Genomic DNA, 19,871 nt, shown 5'->3' with positions numbered 1-19,871 from the left:
TATATCTTCATATGAAGACGCAATGGCGTCAGACGGATCCGGTTCTCTGGGGGGATCATGGGGACGAGTGCGACGACGGCACGGCAGGACGACGGGTCGACGGGCGAAGATCCGCTCCTCGGGCCGCACGCCCTGCGGGCGTGGGTCACCGGCGGGCACGCGGCACGCGGTCGCGTGTTCCTGCGCGAGGCGGAGACCGGGGCTGAGGCCCTCGCGGCTGCGGCCGACCCCGAGGACGTGATCCTCGAGCCCGCAGGATCGGCGCCTCGGCCGGCGGCGGCGCGGGTCGTCGGCTACGGAGGACGGCTCGCCGACCTCGGTGACGAGCTGTTCCTGGGGGAGCGTGGCGTCGAGCTCCAGGACTACATCGCGGCCTCCTTCGTCCAGATCGTCGGACCGACGGCCATGCGCTTCTTCGACGAGGCGAGCTGGCGTGCCTTCCTCGACGACGCCGACCTCGCTCGCGGCACCGGAGTCTTCGCCGCCGCGATGCTCGACCCGCGGGTGCTGCTGGCGGACCGCTCCGCTCTCGCGCGGCCGCAGGAGGTGGAGACTCCGCGCGCCGTCCGCATCGACGGGGACGGCGGTGTGCATCTCGGGCTGCAGGGGGAGGCGATCGGCCACGTGGACGACCTCCCCGACGCCCTCGGATGGGCTCTCCCGCGGGCGTCGATGCTGGGCGGCGTGCCCGGCTCGGCCGACCTCGTCGCCGAACTCGACACCCGGCCGTGGCTCCGTCGATACCTGGACGCCGCCGATCTCCGGAAGATGCTCCGCCTGCCGAACGGCACCGCCCGGATCGCGGGCTACGGGTGGGCGCTCCTCGATGACGACCTCGCGGATGCGGAGGCCCTGGCCGACGACCCGTTCCTGCTCGACACCGCCGAGGGGTTCCTGCTCGCCGACGTCCGGACGCTCCGTCGGCATCTCCTGTCGCCGCTGACCGCCGCGGTGGTCGACGCGATCCAGACCTCGAGCACACGCGGGCGGGCGGCGGCGCGCGTGGCGCGCGCTTGCGGAGTGCCCGATGCCCACGCACGGCACCTGTGCCTGGAGGCGCTCGCCGCGCTCGGCGTCCACCTCGGTGCGCGGACCGAGGACGCCTCGGGGGACGGTGCGAGATGAGCGTGCCGCACGCGCTGTGGACGTCGATGCTCCCCGCCGACACCGCGTTCCCTCCGGATCGGGTGGCGATCGGGGCCGCCGGTCATCGCCTCTTCTACGCCGACGGCTCCGACCGCCTCTGCGCGACCAGCGGCCTGTGGAACGTGCCCCTCGGCTTCGGCAATCCCGCGGTGACCGAGGCCGTGAGCAGGGCGACCCGCGACGCGTCGTACCTCTCGCTGTTCCGTGCCCCGCACCGGTACGCCGAAGACGCCGCCGACGCCCTCATCGCCCTCGCGGGCTCCGACCGCTACCGGCGGGTGATCTTCTCCACCTCCGGCGGGGCGGCCAACGACGCCGCCATGAAGCTCGCCCGGCAGTACTGGGCGCAGCAGGGCGCGGGCTCGCGGTCGCTCGTCGTCGGCCTGCGCGGCAGCTATCACGGCACGATGTACGGCAGTCATGTGCTGAGCGGCGACGACCTGCTGCAGTCGGTCTACGGCGTCGACAGGCGCACGGTGCGGCACGTGTCGCACACTGACGAGGGGGCGGAGCTCGAAGCGCTGCTGGAGCGTGAAGGCTCCCGCGTCGCCTCTGTCGTGGTGGAGCCCGTCCTCGGCAGCGGCGCCCATGCCTTGTCCGCCGCCTTCGTCCGTCGTCTCCTGGAGCTGAGGGAGCGGCACGGGTTCCTGCTGGTGGCAGACGAGGTGGCGACCGGTTTCGGGCGCACCGGCGCGATGTTCGCCACCGAGGGCTGGGCAGCCGCCCCAGACGTCCTCCTCGTGTCGAAGGCGTTGACGAACGGGGCGATGGGAGCGGCGGCGCTCCTCGTCGGCGACCGCATCGCGACGGCGTTCGCCCGCGGCGGATGGACGTTCGTGCACGGGGAGACGCAGGCGGGCACGCCGGCCTGCGCGGCCGCGGTCCTCGCCGTGATCGACGAGCTCCGCCGTATCGACGTCGAGGCCACCACGCAGGCCCTGGCGTCGACGCTGCATCGCCTCGCGAGGACCTGGCAGGAGGACGGGATCGTCACCGACGTCACCGGCAGCGGCTGCTTCGTCGGGGTGGGGCTCCGCCGCCCGGACGGGTCCCCGCTCTCCGGGACCGACGTCCTGGAGGTGGTGTCAGCCATCGCCGACAGCGGTGTCGTGGTGCACCCCGGTCCGAGCTCCTTCCAGCTCATCCCCGGCTACGGCTTCACCCCGGCGGAGGTGGCCGAGACCGACCGGGCCGTGCGAGGCGGCCTGGCACGGGCGCGGGAGGCGGTGGCATGACCGTGCCGTTCACCGCACGCGTCCCCACGCTGTGGCACGGGTCGCGCGCACGAGAGACGATGGTGGGTCTGACAGCGGGACGCGACACGCTGGTGCTCGCCGACGCGGCCGTCGCGCACCCCCTCCCCACCCCGCAGTCGGGCCGGACGATGACGGTGGACGCTGCCGCGGTGGATGAGCTGGGGATCCTCCTGATCGCCGAGGAGCTCGTCCGGCGACCGCCCGAGGTCATCGTGGCCGTCGGCGGCGGAAGCGTCCTCGATGCGAGCAAGATCGCGGCCCTCGCGCTCAGCCCCGGACGCCTCCTGGACTTCGCCCTGCGGCACGCGGCGACCTCGGCACTCACGATCCTGCCCGACGCGCCTCCGCCGGTCGACATCGTCGCGATGCCGACGACGCTCGGCACGTCGTCGGAGACGAACAGCGTCGCCATCCTCCGGAACCGCTGCGGAGCCCGGCTCCTCGTCGGTCGCCCGCTGCGTCCGCGCCACGCCGTCCTCGATCCCGACCAGCTCGCCACGCTCACCCCTGCTGCCGTGCGAGAGGGAGCGCTGGAGGCGTTCCTCCGGGTGGCCGGCGCCTCGACGAGTCCACGGACGGCGCGGGCCGACCGCGACGCGCGGATCCTCGGTCGGGCGTTGCTCGAGGCGGCCGCGCGGGACGTGATGTCGACGACGGGACGCCTGCGCCTCGCGCGGCTCAGCGCCGCGACCCAGCGCACGGCCGCCCTTCGCGGCACCGATCCGTACAGCGCCCGGCACTGGTACCTCGCGAACGAGGTCGCCTTCCATCTCGGCGTCCGCAAGATGACGGCCACGGCGGCGGTCATCGCCGCCGTCTGGCAGCGGATCGGTGCGGGCGATCCACGCTGGGGCGACCGCGCCAGCCTCGACGCCTTCTGGGCCGGCGTCGCGGCGGGGACAGCACTGCCTCGCGAGCCGGCCGCCGGCATCGCCGTCGTCGTCGATCAGGGCGGCCTCCCGTCACCGCCGCGCCCGAGCGCACGGGAGATCGATCGGATCGCCGCCGCCGTGGAGAGGGCGTGGGGTGATCACCGCCCCATGCTGCGCGGAATCCGCGCCGCGGACGTCCGTGCTGTGCTCCACGACTCCCGGTGGAGCCCGTCCCCGGTCGGCGATCGCCGGCCCCGAGTGGCGGAGAGGAGGTGACGGGAATGAACGAAAGCACGGAGATGAGCATCCGGTTCCAGGAGCTCGACCCGATGGAGGCCCCCAGTTGGGACAGCTTCTACCAGGGCGTGATCGGCGCGCTGGTCCTCATCGGGATCGGTGCGGCAGCCGCCACGTGATGCCGTCCGGCAGCACTCGATCGGAGAAAGGAAGGAGGGACGCATGAACGCAGCACTGCCGGCGCTCGAGTTCACCGAACTCGAGGCCATGGACGCGCCGGGCGATGCCGATGACTACATCCGCGGCTTCGCCGTGGGCGTGATCATCGGAATTCTCGCTCTGACCTAGGAGGTGCACTGTGCAGTCCACGTCGCTGGAGTTCCTGGAACTCGAACAGATCGACACCCCGCTCGAGTGGTGGGAGCACGCGAGCTACATCATCGCGATCATCGGCGGAGCCGCCGCCATCGCGACCTGACAGCGGGTGCGGGCGGGATCGTCCGCCCGCACCCCCCGACCATCCAGCCGAGGAGAGGCGATGCACGGATGACGTCCCTGATCACCGAGACCGTGGCGGCACGGCTCGACCTCGTCGGCGCGACCGCCAGGGCACAGGACCTGTACGCCGGAGCCGGCACCGACTTCTACGACCGGCTCGTCGGCCCGGACCGGGCGGAGATCCGCGAGGTCCTGGGGCTCGCGCACACGGCCCCCGGACCCGTCCTGGACCTCGCCGCGGGCAGCGGACGGCTGACGATCCCGCTCGCACGCTCCGGGCACCGCGTCACGGCGGTCGATCTCTCCGCGGACATGCTCGCCCGCCTCCGCGGCGCCGTGCCGCACGGAGCGACCGTCGAGTGCGTCGTTGCGGACATGCGCGACCTCGCGCTCGGCGGGCACTTCGGCCTCGTCGTCCTCGGGGCGACCTCCATCACGCTGCTCGATCGCGAAGACCGGGCGCGTCTCTACGCGGGCGTTCGACGTCATCTGGCCTCCGCCGGCGTCTTCGCCCTCACCATCGCGGACGGGGTGTCGGCGGACAGTCTCGCAATCCCGACCGACCGCGAGATCACGGTCCCCGGCAGCGCCGGAGACGAACCCTACCTCTTCGCACAGCAGATCGAGGACGACGGCGCCGCACGGCTGGTCAACTGGGTCCGCCTCGCGGACATCGCCCCGCGTGCGGAGGTGCCGGTCCTCACGAGTCGCCTGCACGTGCTGACCCCCGAGGTCCTCGCGGGTGAGCTCGTCGCCGCGGGGTTCACGGCGCCGGAGAGGTCTCCCGTGCGGACGCCCGCGGGTGTGGAGATCCTGCTCCTCACGACCTCCCGCGCCGGGGATGGAAGGGGCCGGCGATGACGACGGCAGGACCTCGACCCGATCGGCGTCGCCGCGGGGACGGCCGCGCCTCCCTCACGCCGGACTCGTGCCCGTCTCTCGCCGCCGGCGTCGCGTTCGAGCCGACGGCGGAGGGGTCCGGGTGGCTCGCCACCGTCCAGGGCGTGCCGACCGCCCGACTGTCCCGAGCGGTGGTCGACCTGCTGACGGCGATGGACGGCCGGACTCCCGTCTCGGCGTTGCAGACGCGCTTCGCCCCGGGGGAGACCGACGAGAGCGTGCTGCGACTGATGGAGCGCTTCCGCGACAACGGGCTCCTGGACGGGGGCGCGTCCCGGCTGCCCGGCCGTGTCACGTATCGGCCGCCGTTCACCGTGCAGTTCGCGACCCTCCGCGCTTCCGCGCTCTTCGCGCGTCTCGACCGTGTGGTCGTGCCCGTACCGCGTCGTGCGGTCCTCGCGGTCGTCGCCGCAGTGGTCGGGGCCGGGATCGTCGGCGCGGCCCTGCACCTCGGCGAGCTGGGTGCCGTGCTCGCTCGTCCTGTGCCGCTCGCCGGCTTCGCCATCGTCGTCGTGGCGCTCGGCCTCGCGACCCTGATCCACGAGACCGCGCACGGGCTCACCCTCACCCGGCTGGGAGGCCGGCCGCGGCGCGCGGGGTTCATGCTCCTTTACCTCACGCCCGCCTTCTTCGTCGATGTCACGGACGGCTGGCGGCTCCCCGACCGCCGGCATCGCGTGGCGATCGCCCTGGCCGGCCCCGCCGTCCACGCCACGGTGGCGGCGGTGGCCATGCTCGCCGCTCTCGCCCTGCCGTCGTCGGCGGCCCGCGAGACACTGCTGCTCCTCGCGATCTCCTGCACGGTCGTCGTGCTCGTGAACCTGATCCCCTTCGTGCGCTTCGACGGGTACCTCGCCCTGATGAGCGCCCTGGACGAGCCGAATCTCCGGAGGAGGTCGATCCGTGACGGCGCGGGCTTCCTCGCCCGCCTCGTGTTCGGGGCGCCGCGGCAGCCGCGGGCGCTGGAGCGGTGGTGGAGCGTGCCGTTCGGTCTCTGCTGCCTGGCGGCCCCGGTCGTCATGGTGCTGTTCGCAGTCGTCCGGACCGCGCAGCTGCTCGACGGAGGTGGCCCGGCGGCGAGCCTCTTCGTGCTCGCTCTGGAGGCCGTCGTGGTCGTGGCGGGTGTCGTCCTCCTGGTGCGCGCTCTGCTCCGGGTGTGGCGATCCGGTGCCTCGCGGTTCCGCCTCGTCGGCGTGACCGCCGCGCTCGCGGCCGGAATCGTGGCCGCCGGCATCCTCGTCCCGGTCCCGACGGCCGCGGTGCTGGGGTTCTCCGTGGACGACGACCGGGTGGTCCTGGTGCAGGGCGGACGGGATCCCGGGGCCCGCATCCCGGACGGTGCTCCGGTGGTCCTGTCGACGCGGGGCATCCTCGCCAGCGAGTACCGCGGCGAGGGGACGATCCGGACCCGACCTGCGACGGAGACCGAGGTGCCGATCGAGGCGCTCTTCCCGGTCAGGATGCCCGAGGCATCGGTCCCGGCGACGGCCGTGGCGGAGGTGGAGGTGACGGGGGAGCGGGGTGCCCTGCCGGCGGCCGGACAGGCGCGCGTCGACCTCGGCACGACCCCGCTCTGGCAGGCGCTCTGGGCGACGGTCGCGTCCCCGTTGTCAGCTCTCACGAGCGAGGAGGAGAGAGGATGAACATGAATCAGCACGCCATCGAGGTACGCGGCCTCACGAAGAGGTTCGGACGCCGCACCGCCGTCGAAAACCTGTCGTTCGCGGTGCCCCGCGGGGCGATCGTCGGGCTCCTCGGCCCGAACGGCGCGGGGAAGTCGACGACGCTGCGCGCGATCGTCGGACTCGTGCGGCCGACCAGCGGCGAGGCCGTCATCGACGGGGCGCCGTTCGGGACGCTGGACAACCCGGCGGCGCACGTCGGCGTCCACATGGACGGGTTCGGCTTCGAGCCCGGCATCTCGGGGCGACGGCACCTGGAGATCTGCCGGCTCGCCGCCGGGATGCCCCGCGACCGCGTCGACGAGGTGCTGGACGAGGTGGGCCTCGCCGCCGATGCGCGCCGTCGTGTGAAGACCTACTCGACGGGCATGGCGCAGCGGCTGGGCCTGGCCGCGGCGTTGATCGGTGCGCCGCGGACGCTCATCCTCGACGAGCCTGCCAACGGCCTGGACCCCGACGGCATCCGGTGGCTGCGCCGGTTCCTCCGCGGCTTCGCCGAACGCGGCGGCACGGTGCTCGTCTCCAGTCATCAGCTCTCCGAGCTCGAGCAGGTCGTGGACGAGGTGGTCGTCATCAAACGGCGCGCGCTCTTCGCCGGGAGGCTGGACGACCTCGTCACGGGCGGGGCCGACTCGCTCGAGAGCCGGTACTTCGACCTCGTCGAAGGAGCCCCCGCATGAGCGGCGTGATCCGCGGCGAACTGCTGCGCGCGGTGAGCGGGTTGTCGATCCTGGCCGTGTACCTCGTCGCGGTCCTCATGCCGGCCTTCGTGCTCTTCTCCGACGGCTCCCGTCTCGCGGTGGACGGCCTCGACGCGGGCACGGCGACGGCCCGGCTGCTGGAGCCGCTCGCGTGGTCGGTCATCTCGGCGGCGTTCGTCGGCGCGTACCCGGTGACGCGGGAGTACTACTACGGCTCCATGGACCGGACGCTCACGGCGGTCGGGTTCCGCCGCGCCTTCCCGGGGAAGCTGGTCGCGGGCGTCTTCATCGCCCTCACGCTGGCCGTGGTCGTCATCCTGCTGTGGACGCTCGGCATCTCCGTCTTCCTCGCCCGGCACGGGCTCAGCCTCGTGTTCACGGCGGAGGCAGGGCGCATCGTCGTGGGGGCTCTGGGCGGTGTGGTCCTCGGTGCCCTCATCGGCGGCGCGATCGGCTGGATCACCCGGAACTACTACGCGACGGCGATCATCGTCCTCGTCTTCCCGATGGCGCTGGAGTTCGCGATGCTGCGGACCGCGCCCGAGATCGCGCGGTTCTCCCCCGGCATGGCCATCGCGGCGCTGAGCGTGCCGGAGTACCAGGGCCGACTGCTCGCCTTCGCGCCCGCCCTCGCCATCGGGACGGCATGGGCGGTCGGCCTCGTCGCGCTCGCCGCCGTCCGGGGACGGCGGAGCGTCGCGTGATCGGTCGAGCGCTGCGGGCACAGGCGCGGGGCGCGGCCGGGGACGTCGTCCTCCTCGGGGTCGCGCTGGCGGCCTTCCTGCTGTCCCTCTCCCTGGCGATGAGCATCCCGGCGGAGCTCGCCGAGGCCCCGTCGGCGGCCCGGGAGGAGCTCGTCGCCCCCTTCGACGCCGTGCTCGCGACCTACGCCGGCATCCTCGCGGCCGTCTACGGCTCCTTCCGCTACACGATCGACCGGCGGGACGGCGTCGTCGCGCAGCGGCTGATGCTGGAGTCCCGATGGGCGCTGCTCGTCGCCCGGGTGCCCGCCGCGGCGCTGGGCGGCGCGGTCGTCGCGGGCGCCGCGGTGGTCGGCGGTCGCACGGCGCTGCTCGTCACCATGGGCGGCGTGCCCGTGAACGCGTCGGCCGTCGCGTCGGCTGTCGCCCTCGGTGCGGCCGCGGCGCTGTGGGGGCTGGGCGTCGGCATCGTCGTGCAGGCGCATCTCGCGGCGCTCTTCGCCGCCGCGCTCACGATGGGGTTCGGGATGCTCGTCGCGCTGTTCTGGAGCGCAGGCGCCGCATACCTGCCTCTCCCGGCCCTGCTCGGCGCCTTCCAGTTCGACGTGTCCGTCATCGGCATCCCGGCGGATCGACGCCTCGGGCCCGCGGCCGTGCCCTTCGCGGCAGGATGGGTCCTGCTCGCGGTCGGCGCAGGGGCGATCGTCTTCCTGCGGAGGGACGTGTCGTAGCGCTTCAGGAGGCGACGTAGGATTCCTGGGTGGCCACCCCCAAGATCGTCCTCTTCTACGCGTTCACCCCGCTCGCCGACCCGGAGGCCATCCGCGTCTGGCAGCGTGACCTCGGCGAGGCGCTGGGGCTGCGCGGACGGCTGCTGATCTCGGCGCACGGCGTCAACGGCACTCTGGGCGGGGACCTCCCGGCTCTGAAGAAGTGGGCGCGTTCGTTCCGCTCCTACGCCCCCTTCCGGGACACCGACATCAAATGGAGCGAGGGCACCGGACTCGACGAGGCGGGCCGCAGCCTCGATTTCCCGAAGCTGAGCGTGAAGGTGCGCGACGAGATCGTGTCGTTCGGCGCCCCGGACGAGCTCCGCGTCGACGCGGACGGCGTCGTCGGCGGAGGCGCGCGGCTCACCCCCGACCAGCTGCACGCCCTGGTCGCCGAGCGCGGGGACGAGGTCGTGTTCTTCGACGGCCGGAACGCGCTGGAGGCTGAGATCGGACGCTTCCGCGGCGCCGTCGTGCCGGACACCGAGACCACCAGGGACTTCGTGCGTCTGCTCGACTCCGGCGTGTACGACGACTTGAAGGGCAAGCCCGTCGTCACCTACTGCACCGGGGGCATCCGCTGCGAGGTGCTGTCGAGCCTCATGGTGTCCCGCGGCTTCGGCGAGGTCTACCAGCTCGAGGGCGGCATCGTCCGCTACGGCGAGACGTACGGCGACGACGGCCTCTGGGACGGATCGCTCTACGTCTTCGACGGGCGCGGGTCCGTCGACTTCTCGGATCACGCGCGCGTCATCGGCGTGTGTGCAGGGTGTGGTGCGGCGACCAAACGCACCGCGAACTGCCCCGACCTCTCCTGCCGGATGCAGTTCGTGGTCTGCGCGGACTGCGAGGCCGTCACGTGCCCGGCGCATGCGACGGCTGCTCCGTCGCAGACCTGAGCGTCCGGCGGCCGAGCGTCAGATCAGGAGCCGCGAGTCGGACCCCCGCGGGGCGTAGAGCGACCGCGGCAGCAGCACGGCTCGGGCTCGCGTCGTGCCGTCGACATGCGCGCGGAGGCTGACGAGCACGGACCGCAGGGGCGCCGCGAGATCGTCCTCCGCCGCGGACGAGCGAGCGTAGTTGGCCCGCTCCACGGCCGTGATGAGCCGCCCCAGCGCCTCCTCGTCCGCCCCCGCCTCCCGGACGAGCCCGGCGGCCCGCATCCGAGGACTGTCCGCATCCGAGACCGCGATCCGGAGGTCGAGGAGGGTGTCCCGCAGTTCCGCCCAGGCGGCGGCCGCGTCGCCTCGCGCCGCACGGCGCATGCGGACGCGCCGCTCGACGATCCGGACGGCCGCCGGAAGCAGAAGGAGGGCCACGACTCCGAGCGCGGCGAGGAGCACGGGCGTCGGGTCGAGCCGTCTCAGCTCCCCGGAGTCCGTCGAGCCGGCATCCGCGTCCCTCCGGTCGACCTCCGGGCCCGACGTCTCCTCGGTCTGAGGTGCCGTGGTCGGTGCCGGGGTGGTCGGGCTGCCGCCGGTCCCCCCTCCGGTGATCCCTGCACGGAAGGCCGTGGGCACGCCGAGGGAGGCGGTCGGCTCGAACGGTACCCAGTCGATCCCCGGGAACAGCACCTCGGGCCAGGAATGCAGCTGATCGCTCGACACCGAGAAGATCGACTCGTCTCCGCGCTTCTCATCGGTAGGCGACCCGGGGAGGTACCCCACCACGATGCGCACCTGCATGCCCAGGCTTTCGGCCATGAGGGCGAAGGAGCCTGCGAAGTGCACGCAGTACCCGGACCGCTCTTCGAGGAAACGGGCCACCGCGTCAGCGCCGGTTCCGTCGAACCCCTCGTCGACGGGCGTCTCCAGCGAGTACTCGAACTCCGACCGGAACCAGTTCTGCAGCGCGACCAGACGGTCGTAGTCGGACTCCTCGTCCGCGGTGACCTCTGACGCCAACTCGGAGATGATTCCCGGCAGCTCGACGTCCTCGCGCTCCGCGTCCTCGACAGGCGGGGCGGCCTCCGCCGCGCGGATCTGCTCCAGCGTCGGTGTCACTCGGAGCGAGGTCACGGTGTAATCGTTGCCGACCGCATCGGCACGGCGGGAGAACAGGGTGCGGTTCTCGGGCGAGACGCGCCATGCTGCGCTGAGTCCCTGCACGTCGGTGGCGGGATACGGCAGCGGCAGCCAGGAACTCGACATGCGCAGCACTCGGATCGAGGTCGTCTGCTCGGCGGTGGTGATGTCGTCTCCCCACTCCGGTTCGCCGAAGCCGTCGACCTGAGACTGCAGGTCGCCGCGATCGGGCTGCCACACGCGGCCGTCGAACCGGGAGAGCGTCGTGAGACGGAGGTACGGGGCGGCGTCCGCCTTCGCGGCCACGGTCAGCACTTCGACGGGGCTCGGCTGCCGCAGATCGTCGCCCAGCCGCAGCGAGGCATCGACCGTCACGCCGACCCCGGTGCCCGTGATGGTCGAGCCGACCGGGAGCAGCGGCGTCACGACGAAGGTGGTCGCGAGGGCGGCGGCGCCCACGGCGACCGCGACCCCTGGCGACGATCGGCGCGGCGACTCCGGATGGCGGCGGGCGGTGAAGCGGAACACGAGGAGGCCCACGACAGCCGCCGCGGCGAACCACCCCAGGTTCGGGGCACCCAGGGTGATGATCATGGGCACCGCGCCGGTGACGCCCATCAGCACGGTCGCGAGCACGGCGGATCGGTTCACGATGAGGAGATCGAGCAGGATCGCGACGACCGCGAAGCCCACGCCGAGGGCCGCTGCGAGCCCCGGAGTGGCCTCCAGCGGGGCGGAGCCGAAGACGATCTCCTCCGCTGCCGCCGCAGCCAGGACCTGGAACCGGCTCAGGGTCGCGGCCGTCGGGACGACCCCGACGGCCGCGGTGTCCCCCGCGAGGAGCAGCGTGAGCACGCCGACCGCCACGATGATCTGCCCCAGGAGGGCGAGCAGCCCGGCGATGCCCTCCGAGCGCCTGCGCAGGAGGTGACGCACGAGCGCGCCGACCCCCACGACCGCGATGATGACCACGGTCGCGACGAAGGACCAGGTCCCCGGGACGATGACGGCGGTGAACGGCCACAGCGCCGTGAGTGCGGCGAGCCCGGCGAGGGCCGCCGGCGCGAGCACACCGGGCGGCGGCTCCTCCCTGTCGCGGTGCCAGCGTGCGCTCGTGCCGGCGGGGACAGGAGCGGGCTGCGGGCGCTCAGCGCGGAACATCGGTGGCTCCCGTCCGTGCCGACAGCGCGTCGTCCCAGGCGTCCGCCACGTCGATGCCGAGCCGCGTCACCGTCCAGCCGTGGTGGCGGGCGGCGTCCTCCGCTCCCGGAAGCGGATCCGTGCTGAACAGCAGCGGCGCCGCAGCCCCGGCCGGGCGCAGCAGCGCGGCGTCCTCCTCGTCCAGCCGTCCGGTCACGTAGACGAGCGGGCCCGGCGGAGTCCCGCCCAGGAGGGCGACGAGATCGCGTCTCTCACCGCGCGGCGTCACCATCGCCAGGGCGACGAGGAGTCCGTCCCGGTCGTCCTCGTGTCCGCGGAGCGCGCCGAGGAGCGTGCCGGCGCTGTCCAGGACGTCGACGCTGTACCCCTCCGCTGCGAGGTGGACGGCGGCGGATGCGCACAGGGAGACGGCGGCCTCGAACGCCGGGTCGACGACATCGGCGCCCGGCGCCCAGCCGCCGGCGGCGCGGTCGAGCACGACGACCGCGTCCGGGCTCGATTCCTCTTCCTCCTGCCGGACCATGAGCTCGCCGCGGTGTGCCGTGGCCCTCCAGTGGATGCGACGCATCGAGTCGCCGGGGGCGTACCCCCGGGGCGAGAGGTTGTCGCTGCCCTGGCCGAGGCGGGTGGACGAGGTGTGCGCCGTCCCGCCCGCGGCGCCGATCCGCACGGCGAGCGGGGTGAGCGCGAAGACCTCCGGGACGACCGTGACGGTGCGCGTGTCGCCGAACGCCTGCTCGCGCTGGGCGAGACCGAACGGATCGACCGTCCGCAGCACGAGGGGCCCCAGGGGCCAGACGCCGCGGCGCACGCCGGTGACGAGGTAGCTGAGCTGGGGTGTGTCCGCGGGGTATTCGCCGCTCGAGTCTCCGGTGACCGCGGTGGGAAGGACGTCGTGCCACAGCCCGTGCGGGACCCGGAGGGCGCGCAACGTGAAGCGGACCGTGACCCGCGAGGTCTCGGACACCGTGAGCAGGTCGGTCGAGATCTGCCGACTGACCGTCCCGGAGCGCCGCGGGAGGCGTACGGCGAGGGCGGCGAACAGCGTGAGCGCGGCCAGCAGCACCCCGAGGTACAGCAGGATCCGCGCGCCGAGGACGTTGGCCGCGATCACGCATGCGAGGGCGGCGATGAGCGCACCGGTGCCGCGCGGCGTGAGCAGTCGACGTCGGCGCATGGCGGTGTCCTCAGGAACGGGTCGCGACGGGCACGCGCACGCGCTCCGCGATCTGGGTGAGCGCCGCCTCGACCGGCTGGGCGCCCGCCCGATGCGCGCCGCGGGCCGGGAGCAGCCGATGGGCGAACACGGGGATCAGCAGGTCCGTGATGTCATCCGGGATGACGTAGTCGCGGCCGTCCAGTGCGGCCCAGACCTTCGCGGCGCGGACGAGCTGCAACGTGGCCCGCGGGCTGGCGCCGAGGTGCAGGCTGGGGTCGTTCCGCGTCGCCTGGGCGAGGGCGACGGCGTACTCCTCGAGCGCGGGCGCCACGTGCACGGCCCGGGCCCAGGCGATGAGCTGGGAGATCGCGGTGGCGTCCGCGACCGGGGTCACGGTCGCCAGCGGGTTCACGACGTCACGCTGCCGCAGCATGAGGGCCTCGGCCGCGGGGTCGGGGTAACCCATCGAGATGCGCATCATGAACCGGTCGCGCTGCGCCTCGGGGAGCGCGTAGGTGCCCTCCATCTCCAGCGGGTTCTGCGTGGCGACGACGAGGAACGGTTCGGGCAGCCGATGCGTGGAGCCGTCGACCGTGACCTGTCCCTCCTCCATGGCCTCCAGGAGTGCGGACTGGGTCTTGGGGGAGGAACGGTTGATCTCGTCGGCGATGACGATGTGGGCGAAGACGGCGCCGCGCTTGAACTCGAACTCGCGATCGACGGGGTTGTAGACCGAGACCCCCGTGACGTCGCCGGGCAGGAGGTCAGGGGTGAACTGGATGCGCCGGACGGTGGCGTCGACGGTCGCGGCGAGGGCGCGCGCCAGCATCGTCTTCCCGACGCCGGGCACGTCCTCGATGAGCAGATGGCCTTCGGCGAGAAGGCAGACGAGGGCGCTGCGCACGGCCTCGGGCTTCCCGTCGATCACCTGGCTGATCGAGCCGAGGATGGCCGCGGTCTGGGCGGCGAATCCGTCGGCGTCGATCGCGACCGGGCTCAGGGGGGCGTTCTCTGGCATGCGTTCCCTCTCGTCCGGCGCAACGATGCGCGTGCATCGATCGTACGCTCCGCACGGCCCACGGGACCATGCCGGGCTGCCCGGTATCCCGCAGACAGCGGGCCGGCGGTCAGCCCCAGATCCGGTACCGCGCCGTCGAGCAGGGTGGTATGCATTGAGTGCTCGGATGGTGAACAGTCGCTCGGGGTCGGGTCAAACAGGGACAGGTGTGCTGCAGTGGTGAGGAGGACGCGGGCGGCTCAGGCGTGCATGGTTCTCTCGATGGCCGTGATGCTCACCGCATGTGGACCTGATACAGGCGGAATCGCCGAAGAGCGTCTCGGAAACGATGTGGGGGCCGCAGTGGCTGCGATGAGCACGGCGGTGGAGTCGACCCCCACCGGCAGCGATCCCGCCCCCGAACACTACGCGGAGGTTTCCACATTCGAACTCTTGTCCGGGCTCGAGGAACTGCCAGATGCTCGGGCAGCGAACACCATGTACTGCTTGCAGCGTGCCGGCGACACGATCACAGCCTGTGTGTTCTTCCCCATCAACGTCTCGATCCCGTCCGGCCTGGCCGGATATTCGGCAAGCGTCTATGGGTGCGCCGAGTTGTCGGGCGTGCCGGGGAGCTTCGATGTCCAGGTCGCGGACGTCGAGTGCCCGTCGGAGTTGGTCGACTGGTTCTCCGAACGAGCAGATGAGGAACCGTCCGTCGTCTCCGTCCGCGCATCGATGGATCCCTGACCTGCACAGTCTCTCGACGAGCGGGGTGTGTCATCGCGACGGTCGGCGTCGGGTAGAGTGGACGACGGCTCTCCGCGTGGCGGCATCCAGGCCAATTCCCCCAGGGCGGAAACGCAGCAAGGGTAACCGGGCTCTGCTGGGTGCGCGGAGGGTCTTTTCTTTTGCCCGCGTCCAGCCGGCCCCCGGGTGCTCCTGCGAGAATCGAGCGGTGACCGTTCCTCCGTCGGCCAGGCCCGAGCATCCGCTGCGGCGATTCGCGTCGCCCGTGCTCCTGCTCGCGGCGATGTGGGCCGTGCAGTTCGCGGACGCCGTGCTGCCGGGCTCCTTCAGCGGCCTCGGCATCCGCTCGTGGGACCCTGCGGGACTCCTGGGGATCGTCTTCGCCCCGCTGCTGCACGCGAGCTGGGCGCATCTGATCGCGAACTCCGTGCCGTTCCTCGTGCTCGGCTGCTTGGTCGCGGTCGAGGGCACGCGCCGGTTCTGGGCCGTCACCGTGATCGTCGCGGTCGTCGGCGGGCTCGGGACCTGGCTCGTGAACGCCCCCGGAACGCTGACCGTGGGCGCCTCCGGGCTCGTGTTCGGGTACTTCGGCTACGTGGTGATGCGGGTGTTCGCCCCCGGGCGCGTGTCGCACCGCATCCTCTACGCGGTGATCGCGGTCGTCGTGGTCGGCCTGTACGGCGGCACCATGCTGGCCGGGGTGTTCGGCGTCGCGGACGGCGTGTCCTGGCAGGGCCATCTGTTCGGTGCCATCGGGGGCGGTGCAGCCGCGCTCGCCGGACGGCGTCCCGACCAGCGCCGCGCCGTCGGACGATGACGGCTCGGCGCACGAGCAGGACGACGGGGACGCGGACCACGTCGACTCGGCGGCCCGCCGCGTCGCGCGAGGCCGCCAACCGCCGACGCCGCGAGGCCCGCCGTCGGGCCGCCCGGCGCGCACAGCGGAAGCGGATCCTGCGGCGCGTCGCCGTGTCCGCCGCGGTGGTGGCCGCGGGGGCGGTGCTGCTCGTGCTCATCCCGCTGGGGCTGGCGAGGGATCCGGCGCCGGTCTGCCTCGACCGGCCGTCGACCTTCCCCCAGGCGGGCGTCGCCGGGTGGAGCGGTGAACAGCTCGAGAACGCCGCGACCATCATCCGCACCGCCGACGAGCTCGGGTTCGCGCGGGACGGCCAGATCCTCGGCGTCATGACCGCGATGGGGGAGAGCAGCCTGCGCAACATCGACTACGGGGACTGGGAGACGCGCGGCTGGACCAATCCGGATGGATCGCGCACGACGAGCATCGGCCTCTTCCAGCAGCAGGACTGGTGGGGGAGCGCGGAGCAGCGGATGGATCCCGCCACCGCGGCCCGGTTGTTCTTCGAGCGCCTGGCGCGGGTCCCCGACTGGCGGTCGATGGCGCCGTCGCACGCCATCCACCGGGTGCAGGTGAACACGGACCGGGACTACTACACGCGGTACCAGGAGGATGCGGCCGCCGTCGTCGACGTGCTGTCCGGCCCGTGCGAGTGACGCGCGCGTTTGTCACGGCAGCGGCGGGGTGCGGTGTCGGGGTGCCCGCCTAAGCTGGAGCCGTGTCGCGGAGCATCTACATCACCTCGGCCGAAGGCCACACCGGGAAGTCGACGATCGCCCTCGGGGTGCTCGATGCGCTGATGCGCGTGTCGCCGCGCGTGGGCGTGTTCCGCCCGATCGCCCGCGCGGTCGCCGAGCGCGACGAGATCCTCGAGCTGCTGCTCGCCCACGACGGCGTCCAGCTCGAGTACGAGGACTGCATCGGCGTCACCTACGACGACGTGCGCGCCGATCCCGAGGGCGCGCTGTCGACCATCGTCGCGCGCTTCAAGGCCGTCGAGGCGCAGTGCGACGCCGTCGTCATCGTCGGCAGCGACTACACCGACGTCGCGAGCCCCGCCGAGCTCGGCTTCAATGCCCGGATCGCGGCGAACCTCGGCGCCCCCGTCCTGCTCGTGCTGAGCGGACGCGACCAGCAGCGGCAGGCCGAGCAGCTCGGCACGACCACGGCGCGGGAGGCCGCCGCCGTCGGCCAGATCGCCGCCCTGGCGCTGCCGGAACTGGCCGAGGAGCGCGCGGAGCTGTTCGCGGTGGCCGTGAACAGGGCCGACCCCGACGGGCTCGACGCCATCGTCGACGCGGTGCGGTCGGTCCTCCCCGAGGGCACGCCGGTCTGGGCGCTCCCCGAGGACCGCGCGCTCGTCGCGCCGTCCATCCGCGGCATCGTCTCCGCGGTCGACGGGACGCTGCTCAAGGGCGACGAGGATCGTCTGACCGCGGTCGCGCTGTCGATCGTCGTGGCCGGCATGTCGATGGTGAACGTCCTGCCGCGCCTCACCGACGAGGCCGTCGTCGTGATCCCCGCGGACCGCACCGAGGTGCTGCTCGCCGCCCTCCTCGCCGACTCCTCCGGCACGTTCCCGCGGATCGCCGGGATCATCCTCAACGGGCCGTTCCCGCTGCCGGACCCGATCCTCCAGCTGCTCGACGGCTTCGCCTCCTCGGTGCCGATCATCACCACCGACCTCGGCACCTACGACACGGCGGTGCGGGTGATGGGCACCCGCGGCCGCATCTCCGCCGACTCCCGCGGTCGCTACGACCGGGCACTCGGACTCTTCCAGGCGCACATCGACGTGGCCGAGCTCACCGAGCAGCTCGGGCTCGCGGAAGCGCACGTCGTCACGCCGCTCATGTTCCAGTACGGCCTGATGGAGCGTGCGCGGGCCGACCGCCGCCACATCGTCCTCCCCGAGGGCGACGACGACCGCATCCTCCGGGCGGCGGCGGCGCTGCTGTCCCGCGAGGTGGCGGAGCTGACGATCCTCGGCGACGACGGCGCGATCCGCGCGCGGGCGACGGAACTCGGCCTCGACATCGCCGGCGCGCAGGTGCTGAGTCCCACCGACCCAGCCCTCGTTGAGCGCTTCGCCGCCGAGTACGCGCGGCTCCGCGCCCACAAGGGGATCACGCTCGCGCAGGCCGCCGACACCGTCACCGACGTCTCCTACTTCGGGACGATGATGGTGCATCTCGGGCTCGCCGACGGCATGGTCTCCGGTGCCGCGCACACCACGGCGCACACGATCCGGCCGTCCTTCGAGATCATCAAGACGAAGCCGGGAGTGAACGTCGTCTCCAGCGTGTTCCTCATGGCCCTCGCCGACCGCGTGCTCGTGTACGGCGACTGCGCGGTCATCCCCGATCCCACGGCCGAGCAGCTCGCCGACATCGCGATCTCGTCCGCCACCACCGCCCGGCAGTTCGGCATCGACCCCCGCGTGGCGATGCTGTCGTACTCCACCGGCGAGTCCGGGTCCGGGGCCGACGTCGACAAGGTCAGGGCGGCGACGGCGCTCGTGCGCGAGCGCGCTCCCGAACTCCTCGTGGAGGGTCCGATCCAGTACGACGCCGCCGCCGACGCGGCGGTCGCCAAGGCCAAGCTGCCGGACTCGGCCGTGGCGGGGCGCGCGACCGTGTTCGTCTTCCCGGATCTCAACACCGGCAACAACACCTACAAGGCGGTGCAGCGCTCCGCCGGCGCCGTGGCCATCGGTCCGGTGCTGCAGGGGCTCAACAAACCGATCAACGACCTGTCCCGCGGCGCGCTCGTCGACGACATCGTGAACACGGTGGCCATCACGGCGATCCAGGCCCAGGGCGCCGAACGAGCGGGGGAGAAGGCGTGAGCGCGATCCTCGTCATCAACAGCGGGTCGTCCTCGCTGAAGTACAGCCTCATCGACACGGCGCACGAGGACGAGCTCGCCAGTGGGCTCATCGAGCGCATCGGGCAGGACTCCAGCCCCGTCGCCCACACCGTGCGCCCGGAGCCGGGTGACGGACCGTCGGCGACGATGCTCGACGCCACCTACCGCGACGAACAGGCCATCCCCGACCACGCCGCGGCCTTCGAGGTCATGCGCGCGCAGTTCGCCGCGCACGGCCCCTCCCTCGACGCGCATCCGCCGGTCGCGGTCGGACATCGGGTCGTGCACGGCGGTGCGCGCTTCTACGCGCCGACCCTGATCGACGCCGACGTCGAGCGGCAGATCGACGAGCTCGCCGTGCTCGCGCCGCTGCACAATCCGGCGAACCTCGCCGGCATCCGGGCGGCCCGTGCCGTGTTCTCCGACGTCCCGCATGTCGCGGTCTTCGACACCGCGTTCCATCAGACGCTCCCGCCGGCGGCCTACACCTACGCGATCGATGCGGCGCTCGCCGCCGAGCACCGTGTCCGTCGGTACGGATTCCACGGCACGAGCCACCAGTACGTCAGCGAGACCGCCGCACGCTTCCTCGGGCGCGACCTCGGAACCCTCCGGCAGCTCGTGTTCCACCTCGGCAACGGCGCCTCGGTCACCGCGATCGACGGGGGTCGCTCGGTCGAGACCTCGATGGGCCTCACGCCGCTCGAGGGCCTCGTCATGGGCACGCGGTCGGGTGACATCGACCCGGCCGCTCTCGTGCATCTGTCCCGTCGCGCCGGCTACACCATCGACGACCTCGACGCGCTGCTGAACACCCGCAGCGGGCTGGCGGGACTCGCCGGACGCAGCGACATGCGCGACATCCTCGCCGGCGTCGCCGCCGGGGAGGAGGCCGCCACGCTCGCCTTCGACGTGTACGTCCACCGCCTGCGGGCCTATGCCGGCGCCTACATCGCCCAGCTCGGCGGGGTCGACGTCGTGTCCTTCACCGCCGGCGTCGGTGAGAATGCGGCGCCCGTGCGGGCGGCGGCGATGGCGACGCTCGGCTTCGCGGGGATCGAGATCGATCCCGCCCGCAACGAGGCGAAGGAGCGCGGCGTCCGCGTCATCTCGACGGACGCCTCGGCCGTGACGGTCCTCGTCGTCCCCACCGACGAGGAGCTCCAGATCGCCAGGCAGACGGCCGAACTGCTCTGATCGCGGTCCGGGGTTACCCCGCGCGCGCCACCGCCATTACGCTTGCACAGTGGCACGGAGAGGTGCCGACCCGACCCTCGTCCTTCTCCTGGAGGC

Annotated in this window: 20 protein-coding genes and 1 other RNA gene; 18 read left to right on the top strand and 3 right to left on the bottom strand. The window is 72.6% G+C overall.

Annotation, left to right across the window (positions count from 1 at the left end):
• The first annotated feature begins 57 nt into the window (after positions 1-57).
• The 12 genes from mpaB (at position 58) to KZC57_RS06085 (ending at position 9,662) form a co-directional block, all read left to right on the top strand.
• On the top strand, positions 58-1,125 hold the full coding sequence (gene mpaB, locus KZC57_RS06125; RefSeq protein WP_217584246.1) for a daptide biosynthesis RiPP recognition protein: 1,068 nt from the start codon (positions 58-60) through the stop codon (positions 1,123-1,125).
• Complete coding sequence (mpaD, locus tag KZC57_RS06120; protein WP_247641276.1) at positions 1,122-2,381, top strand: daptide-type RiPP biosynthesis aminotransferase; 1,260 nt, start codon at positions 1,122-1,124, stop codon at positions 2,379-2,381. Before mpaB ends, mpaD begins: the two co-directional genes overlap by 4 nt.
• Positions 2,378-3,550: a daptide-type RiPP biosynthesis dehydogenase gene (mpaC, locus tag KZC57_RS06115; protein WP_247641275.1), complete on the top strand. Its 1,173-nt coding sequence runs from the start codon at positions 2,378-2,380 to the stop codon at positions 3,548-3,550. The genes mpaD and mpaC overlap by 4 nt, the downstream gene beginning before the upstream one ends.
• Positions 3,551-3,555: 5 nt before the next feature.
• Positions 3,556-3,690: an MpaA1 family daptide-type RiPP gene (mpaA1, locus tag KZC57_RS16375; RefSeq protein ID WP_255218700.1), complete on the top strand. Its 135-nt coding sequence runs from the start codon at positions 3,556-3,558 to the stop codon at positions 3,688-3,690.
• Between the two features lie 43 nt (positions 3,691-3,733).
• Positions 3,734-3,859, top strand: coding sequence for an MpaA2 family daptide-type RiPP (mpaA2, locus tag KZC57_RS16370; RefSeq protein WP_255218699.1), 126 nt, complete (start codon positions 3,734-3,736; stop codon positions 3,857-3,859).
• Between the two features lie 10 nt (positions 3,860-3,869).
• The gene (gene mpaA3 / locus KZC57_RS16510) at positions 3,870-3,989 is read left to right on the top strand and encodes an MpaA3 family daptide-type RiPP (protein WP_301178377.1); all 120 of its coding nucleotides are present in this window, start codon (positions 3,870-3,872) and stop codon (positions 3,987-3,989) included.
• Positions 3,990-4,057: 68 nt separating this feature from the next.
• A complete protein-coding gene (gene mpaM, locus KZC57_RS06110; RefSeq protein WP_247641274.1) occupies positions 4,058-4,870 on the top strand; it encodes a daptide-type RiPP biosynthesis methyltransferase in 813 nt (270 codons plus the stop codon).
• A complete protein-coding gene (gene mpaP, locus KZC57_RS06105) occupies positions 4,867-6,552 on the top strand; it encodes a daptide biosynthesis intramembrane metalloprotease (RefSeq protein ID WP_247641273.1) in 1,686 nt (561 codons plus the stop codon). Before mpaM ends, mpaP begins: the two co-directional genes overlap by 4 nt.
• A 2-nt stretch (positions 6,553-6,554) precedes the next feature.
• Positions 6,555-7,271, top strand: a complete 717-nt coding sequence (locus KZC57_RS06100; protein ID WP_186326391.1) for an ATP-binding cassette domain-containing protein — start codon at positions 6,555-6,557, stop codon at positions 7,269-7,271.
• The gene (locus KZC57_RS06095; RefSeq protein ID WP_105950293.1) at positions 7,268-7,996 is read left to right on the top strand and encodes an ABC transporter permease; all 729 of its coding nucleotides are present in this window, start codon (positions 7,268-7,270) and stop codon (positions 7,994-7,996) included. Before KZC57_RS06100 ends, KZC57_RS06095 begins: the two co-directional genes overlap by 4 nt.
• Complete coding sequence (locus KZC57_RS06090; protein WP_105950292.1) at positions 7,993-8,724, top strand: hypothetical protein; 732 nt, start codon at positions 7,993-7,995, stop codon at positions 8,722-8,724. Before KZC57_RS06095 ends, KZC57_RS06090 begins: the two co-directional genes overlap by 4 nt.
• A gap of 29 nt (positions 8,725-8,753) precedes the next feature.
• A complete protein-coding gene (locus KZC57_RS06085; RefSeq protein WP_060922556.1) occupies positions 8,754-9,662 on the top strand; it encodes a rhodanese-related sulfurtransferase in 909 nt (302 codons plus the stop codon).
• Positions 9,663-9,680: 18 nt separating this feature from the next.
• On the opposite strand, the gene KZC57_RS06080 is transcribed toward KZC57_RS06085, so the two are convergent.
• The 3 genes from KZC57_RS06080 to KZC57_RS06070 are packed head-to-tail and all read right to left on the bottom strand — an operon-like array spanning position 9,681 to position 14,125.
• Positions 9,681-11,948, bottom strand: a complete 2,268-nt coding sequence (locus KZC57_RS06080) for a DUF3488 and transglutaminase-like domain-containing protein (protein ID WP_247641272.1) — start codon at positions 11,946-11,948, stop codon at positions 9,681-9,683.
• Entirely contained in the window at positions 11,935-13,125 is a 1,191-nt protein-coding gene (locus KZC57_RS06075; RefSeq protein ID WP_247641271.1) for a DUF58 domain-containing protein, read from the bottom strand. Before KZC57_RS06075 ends, KZC57_RS06080 begins: the two co-directional genes overlap by 14 nt.
• 10 nt (positions 13,126-13,135) lie before the next feature.
• The gene (locus tag KZC57_RS06070; RefSeq protein WP_247641270.1) at positions 13,136-14,125 is read right to left on the bottom strand and encodes a MoxR family ATPase; all 990 of its coding nucleotides are present in this window, start codon (positions 14,123-14,125) and stop codon (positions 13,136-13,138) included.
• Between the two features lie 261 nt (positions 14,126-14,386).
• Here KZC57_RS06070 and KZC57_RS06065 point away from each other — a divergent pair, with 261 nt between their 5' ends.
• The 6 genes from KZC57_RS06065 (at position 14,387) to KZC57_RS06040 (ending at position 19,775) form a co-directional block, all read left to right on the top strand.
• The gene (locus tag KZC57_RS06065; protein ID WP_157547022.1) at positions 14,387-14,854 is read left to right on the top strand and encodes a hypothetical protein; all 468 of its coding nucleotides are present in this window, start codon (positions 14,387-14,389) and stop codon (positions 14,852-14,854) included.
• A 63-nt stretch (positions 14,855-14,917) separates the two neighbouring features.
• Positions 14,918-15,014, top strand: an RNA gene (ffs, locus tag KZC57_RS06060) — signal recognition particle sRNA small type.
• Between the two features lie 48 nt (positions 15,015-15,062).
• Entirely contained in the window at positions 15,063-15,671 is a 609-nt protein-coding gene (locus KZC57_RS06055) for a rhomboid family intramembrane serine protease (protein ID WP_247641269.1), read from the top strand.
• Positions 15,668-16,366 carry a hypothetical protein gene (locus tag KZC57_RS06050; protein WP_247641268.1) on the top strand — a complete coding sequence of 233 codons (699 nt, stop codon included), beginning with the start codon at positions 15,668-15,670 and terminating at the stop codon, positions 16,364-16,366. Before KZC57_RS06055 ends, KZC57_RS06050 begins: the two co-directional genes overlap by 4 nt.
• A gap of 62 nt (positions 16,367-16,428) precedes the next feature.
• On the top strand, positions 16,429-18,558 hold the full coding sequence (gene pta, locus KZC57_RS06045) for a phosphate acetyltransferase (RefSeq protein WP_247641267.1): 2,130 nt from the start codon (positions 16,429-16,431) through the stop codon (positions 18,556-18,558).
• On the top strand, positions 18,555-19,775 hold the full coding sequence (locus tag KZC57_RS06040) for an acetate/propionate family kinase (protein ID WP_144882400.1): 1,221 nt from the start codon (positions 18,555-18,557) through the stop codon (positions 19,773-19,775). The genes pta and KZC57_RS06040 overlap by 4 nt, the downstream gene beginning before the upstream one ends.
• Positions 19,776-19,871: the final 96 nt, after the last annotated feature.

The sequence above is a fragment of the Microbacterium sp. KSW4-4 genome, from assembly GCF_023091185.1.
In the GTDB taxonomy this organism is placed as follows: domain Bacteria; phylum Actinomycetota; class Actinomycetes; order Actinomycetales; family Microbacteriaceae; genus Microbacterium; species Microbacterium paraoxydans.
This window is presented reverse-complemented; position numbering and strand designations above follow the sequence as displayed.

Excerpts from the sequence above, each read along its gene's own strand:
- KZC57_RS06095 (WP_105950293.1), top strand. The coding sequence starts at position 7,268 with ATGAGCGGCGTGATCCGCGGCGAACTGCTGCGCGCGGTGAGCGGGTTG.
- mpaA1 (WP_255218700.1), top strand. The coding sequence starts at position 3,556 with ATGAACGAAAGCACGGAGATGAGCATCCGGTTCCAGGAGCTCGACCCG.
- mpaB (WP_217584246.1), top strand. The coding sequence starts at position 58 with ATGGGGACGAGTGCGACGACGGCACGGCAGGACGACGGGTCGACGGGC.
- KZC57_RS06080 (WP_247641272.1), bottom strand. The coding sequence starts at position 11,948 with ATGTTCCGCGCTGAGCGCCCGCAGCCCGCTCCTGTCCCCGCCGGCACG.
- mpaC (WP_247641275.1), top strand. The coding sequence starts at position 2,378 with ATGACCGTGCCGTTCACCGCACGCGTCCCCACGCTGTGGCACGGGTCG.
- KZC57_RS06065 (WP_157547022.1), top strand. The coding sequence starts at position 14,387 with ATGGCCGTGATGCTCACCGCATGTGGACCTGATACAGGCGGAATCGCC.
- mpaP (WP_247641273.1), top strand. The coding sequence starts at position 4,867 with ATGACGACGGCAGGACCTCGACCCGATCGGCGTCGCCGCGGGGACGGC.
- KZC57_RS06100 (WP_186326391.1), top strand. The coding sequence starts at position 6,555 with ATGAATCAGCACGCCATCGAGGTACGCGGCCTCACGAAGAGGTTCGGA.
- KZC57_RS06050 (WP_247641268.1), top strand. The coding sequence starts at position 15,668 with ATGACGGCTCGGCGCACGAGCAGGACGACGGGGACGCGGACCACGTCG.
- mpaD (WP_247641276.1), top strand. The coding sequence starts at position 1,122 with ATGAGCGTGCCGCACGCGCTGTGGACGTCGATGCTCCCCGCCGACACC.
- KZC57_RS06075 (WP_247641271.1), bottom strand. The coding sequence starts at position 13,125 with ATGCGCCGACGTCGACTGCTCACGCCGCGCGGCACCGGTGCGCTCATC.
- mpaM (WP_247641274.1), top strand. The coding sequence starts at position 4,058 with ATGACGTCCCTGATCACCGAGACCGTGGCGGCACGGCTCGACCTCGTC.
- KZC57_RS06070 (WP_247641270.1), bottom strand. The coding sequence starts at position 14,125 with ATGCCAGAGAACGCCCCCCTGAGCCCGGTCGCGATCGACGCCGACGGA.
- mpaA2 (WP_255218699.1), top strand. The coding sequence starts at position 3,734 with ATGAACGCAGCACTGCCGGCGCTCGAGTTCACCGAACTCGAGGCCATG.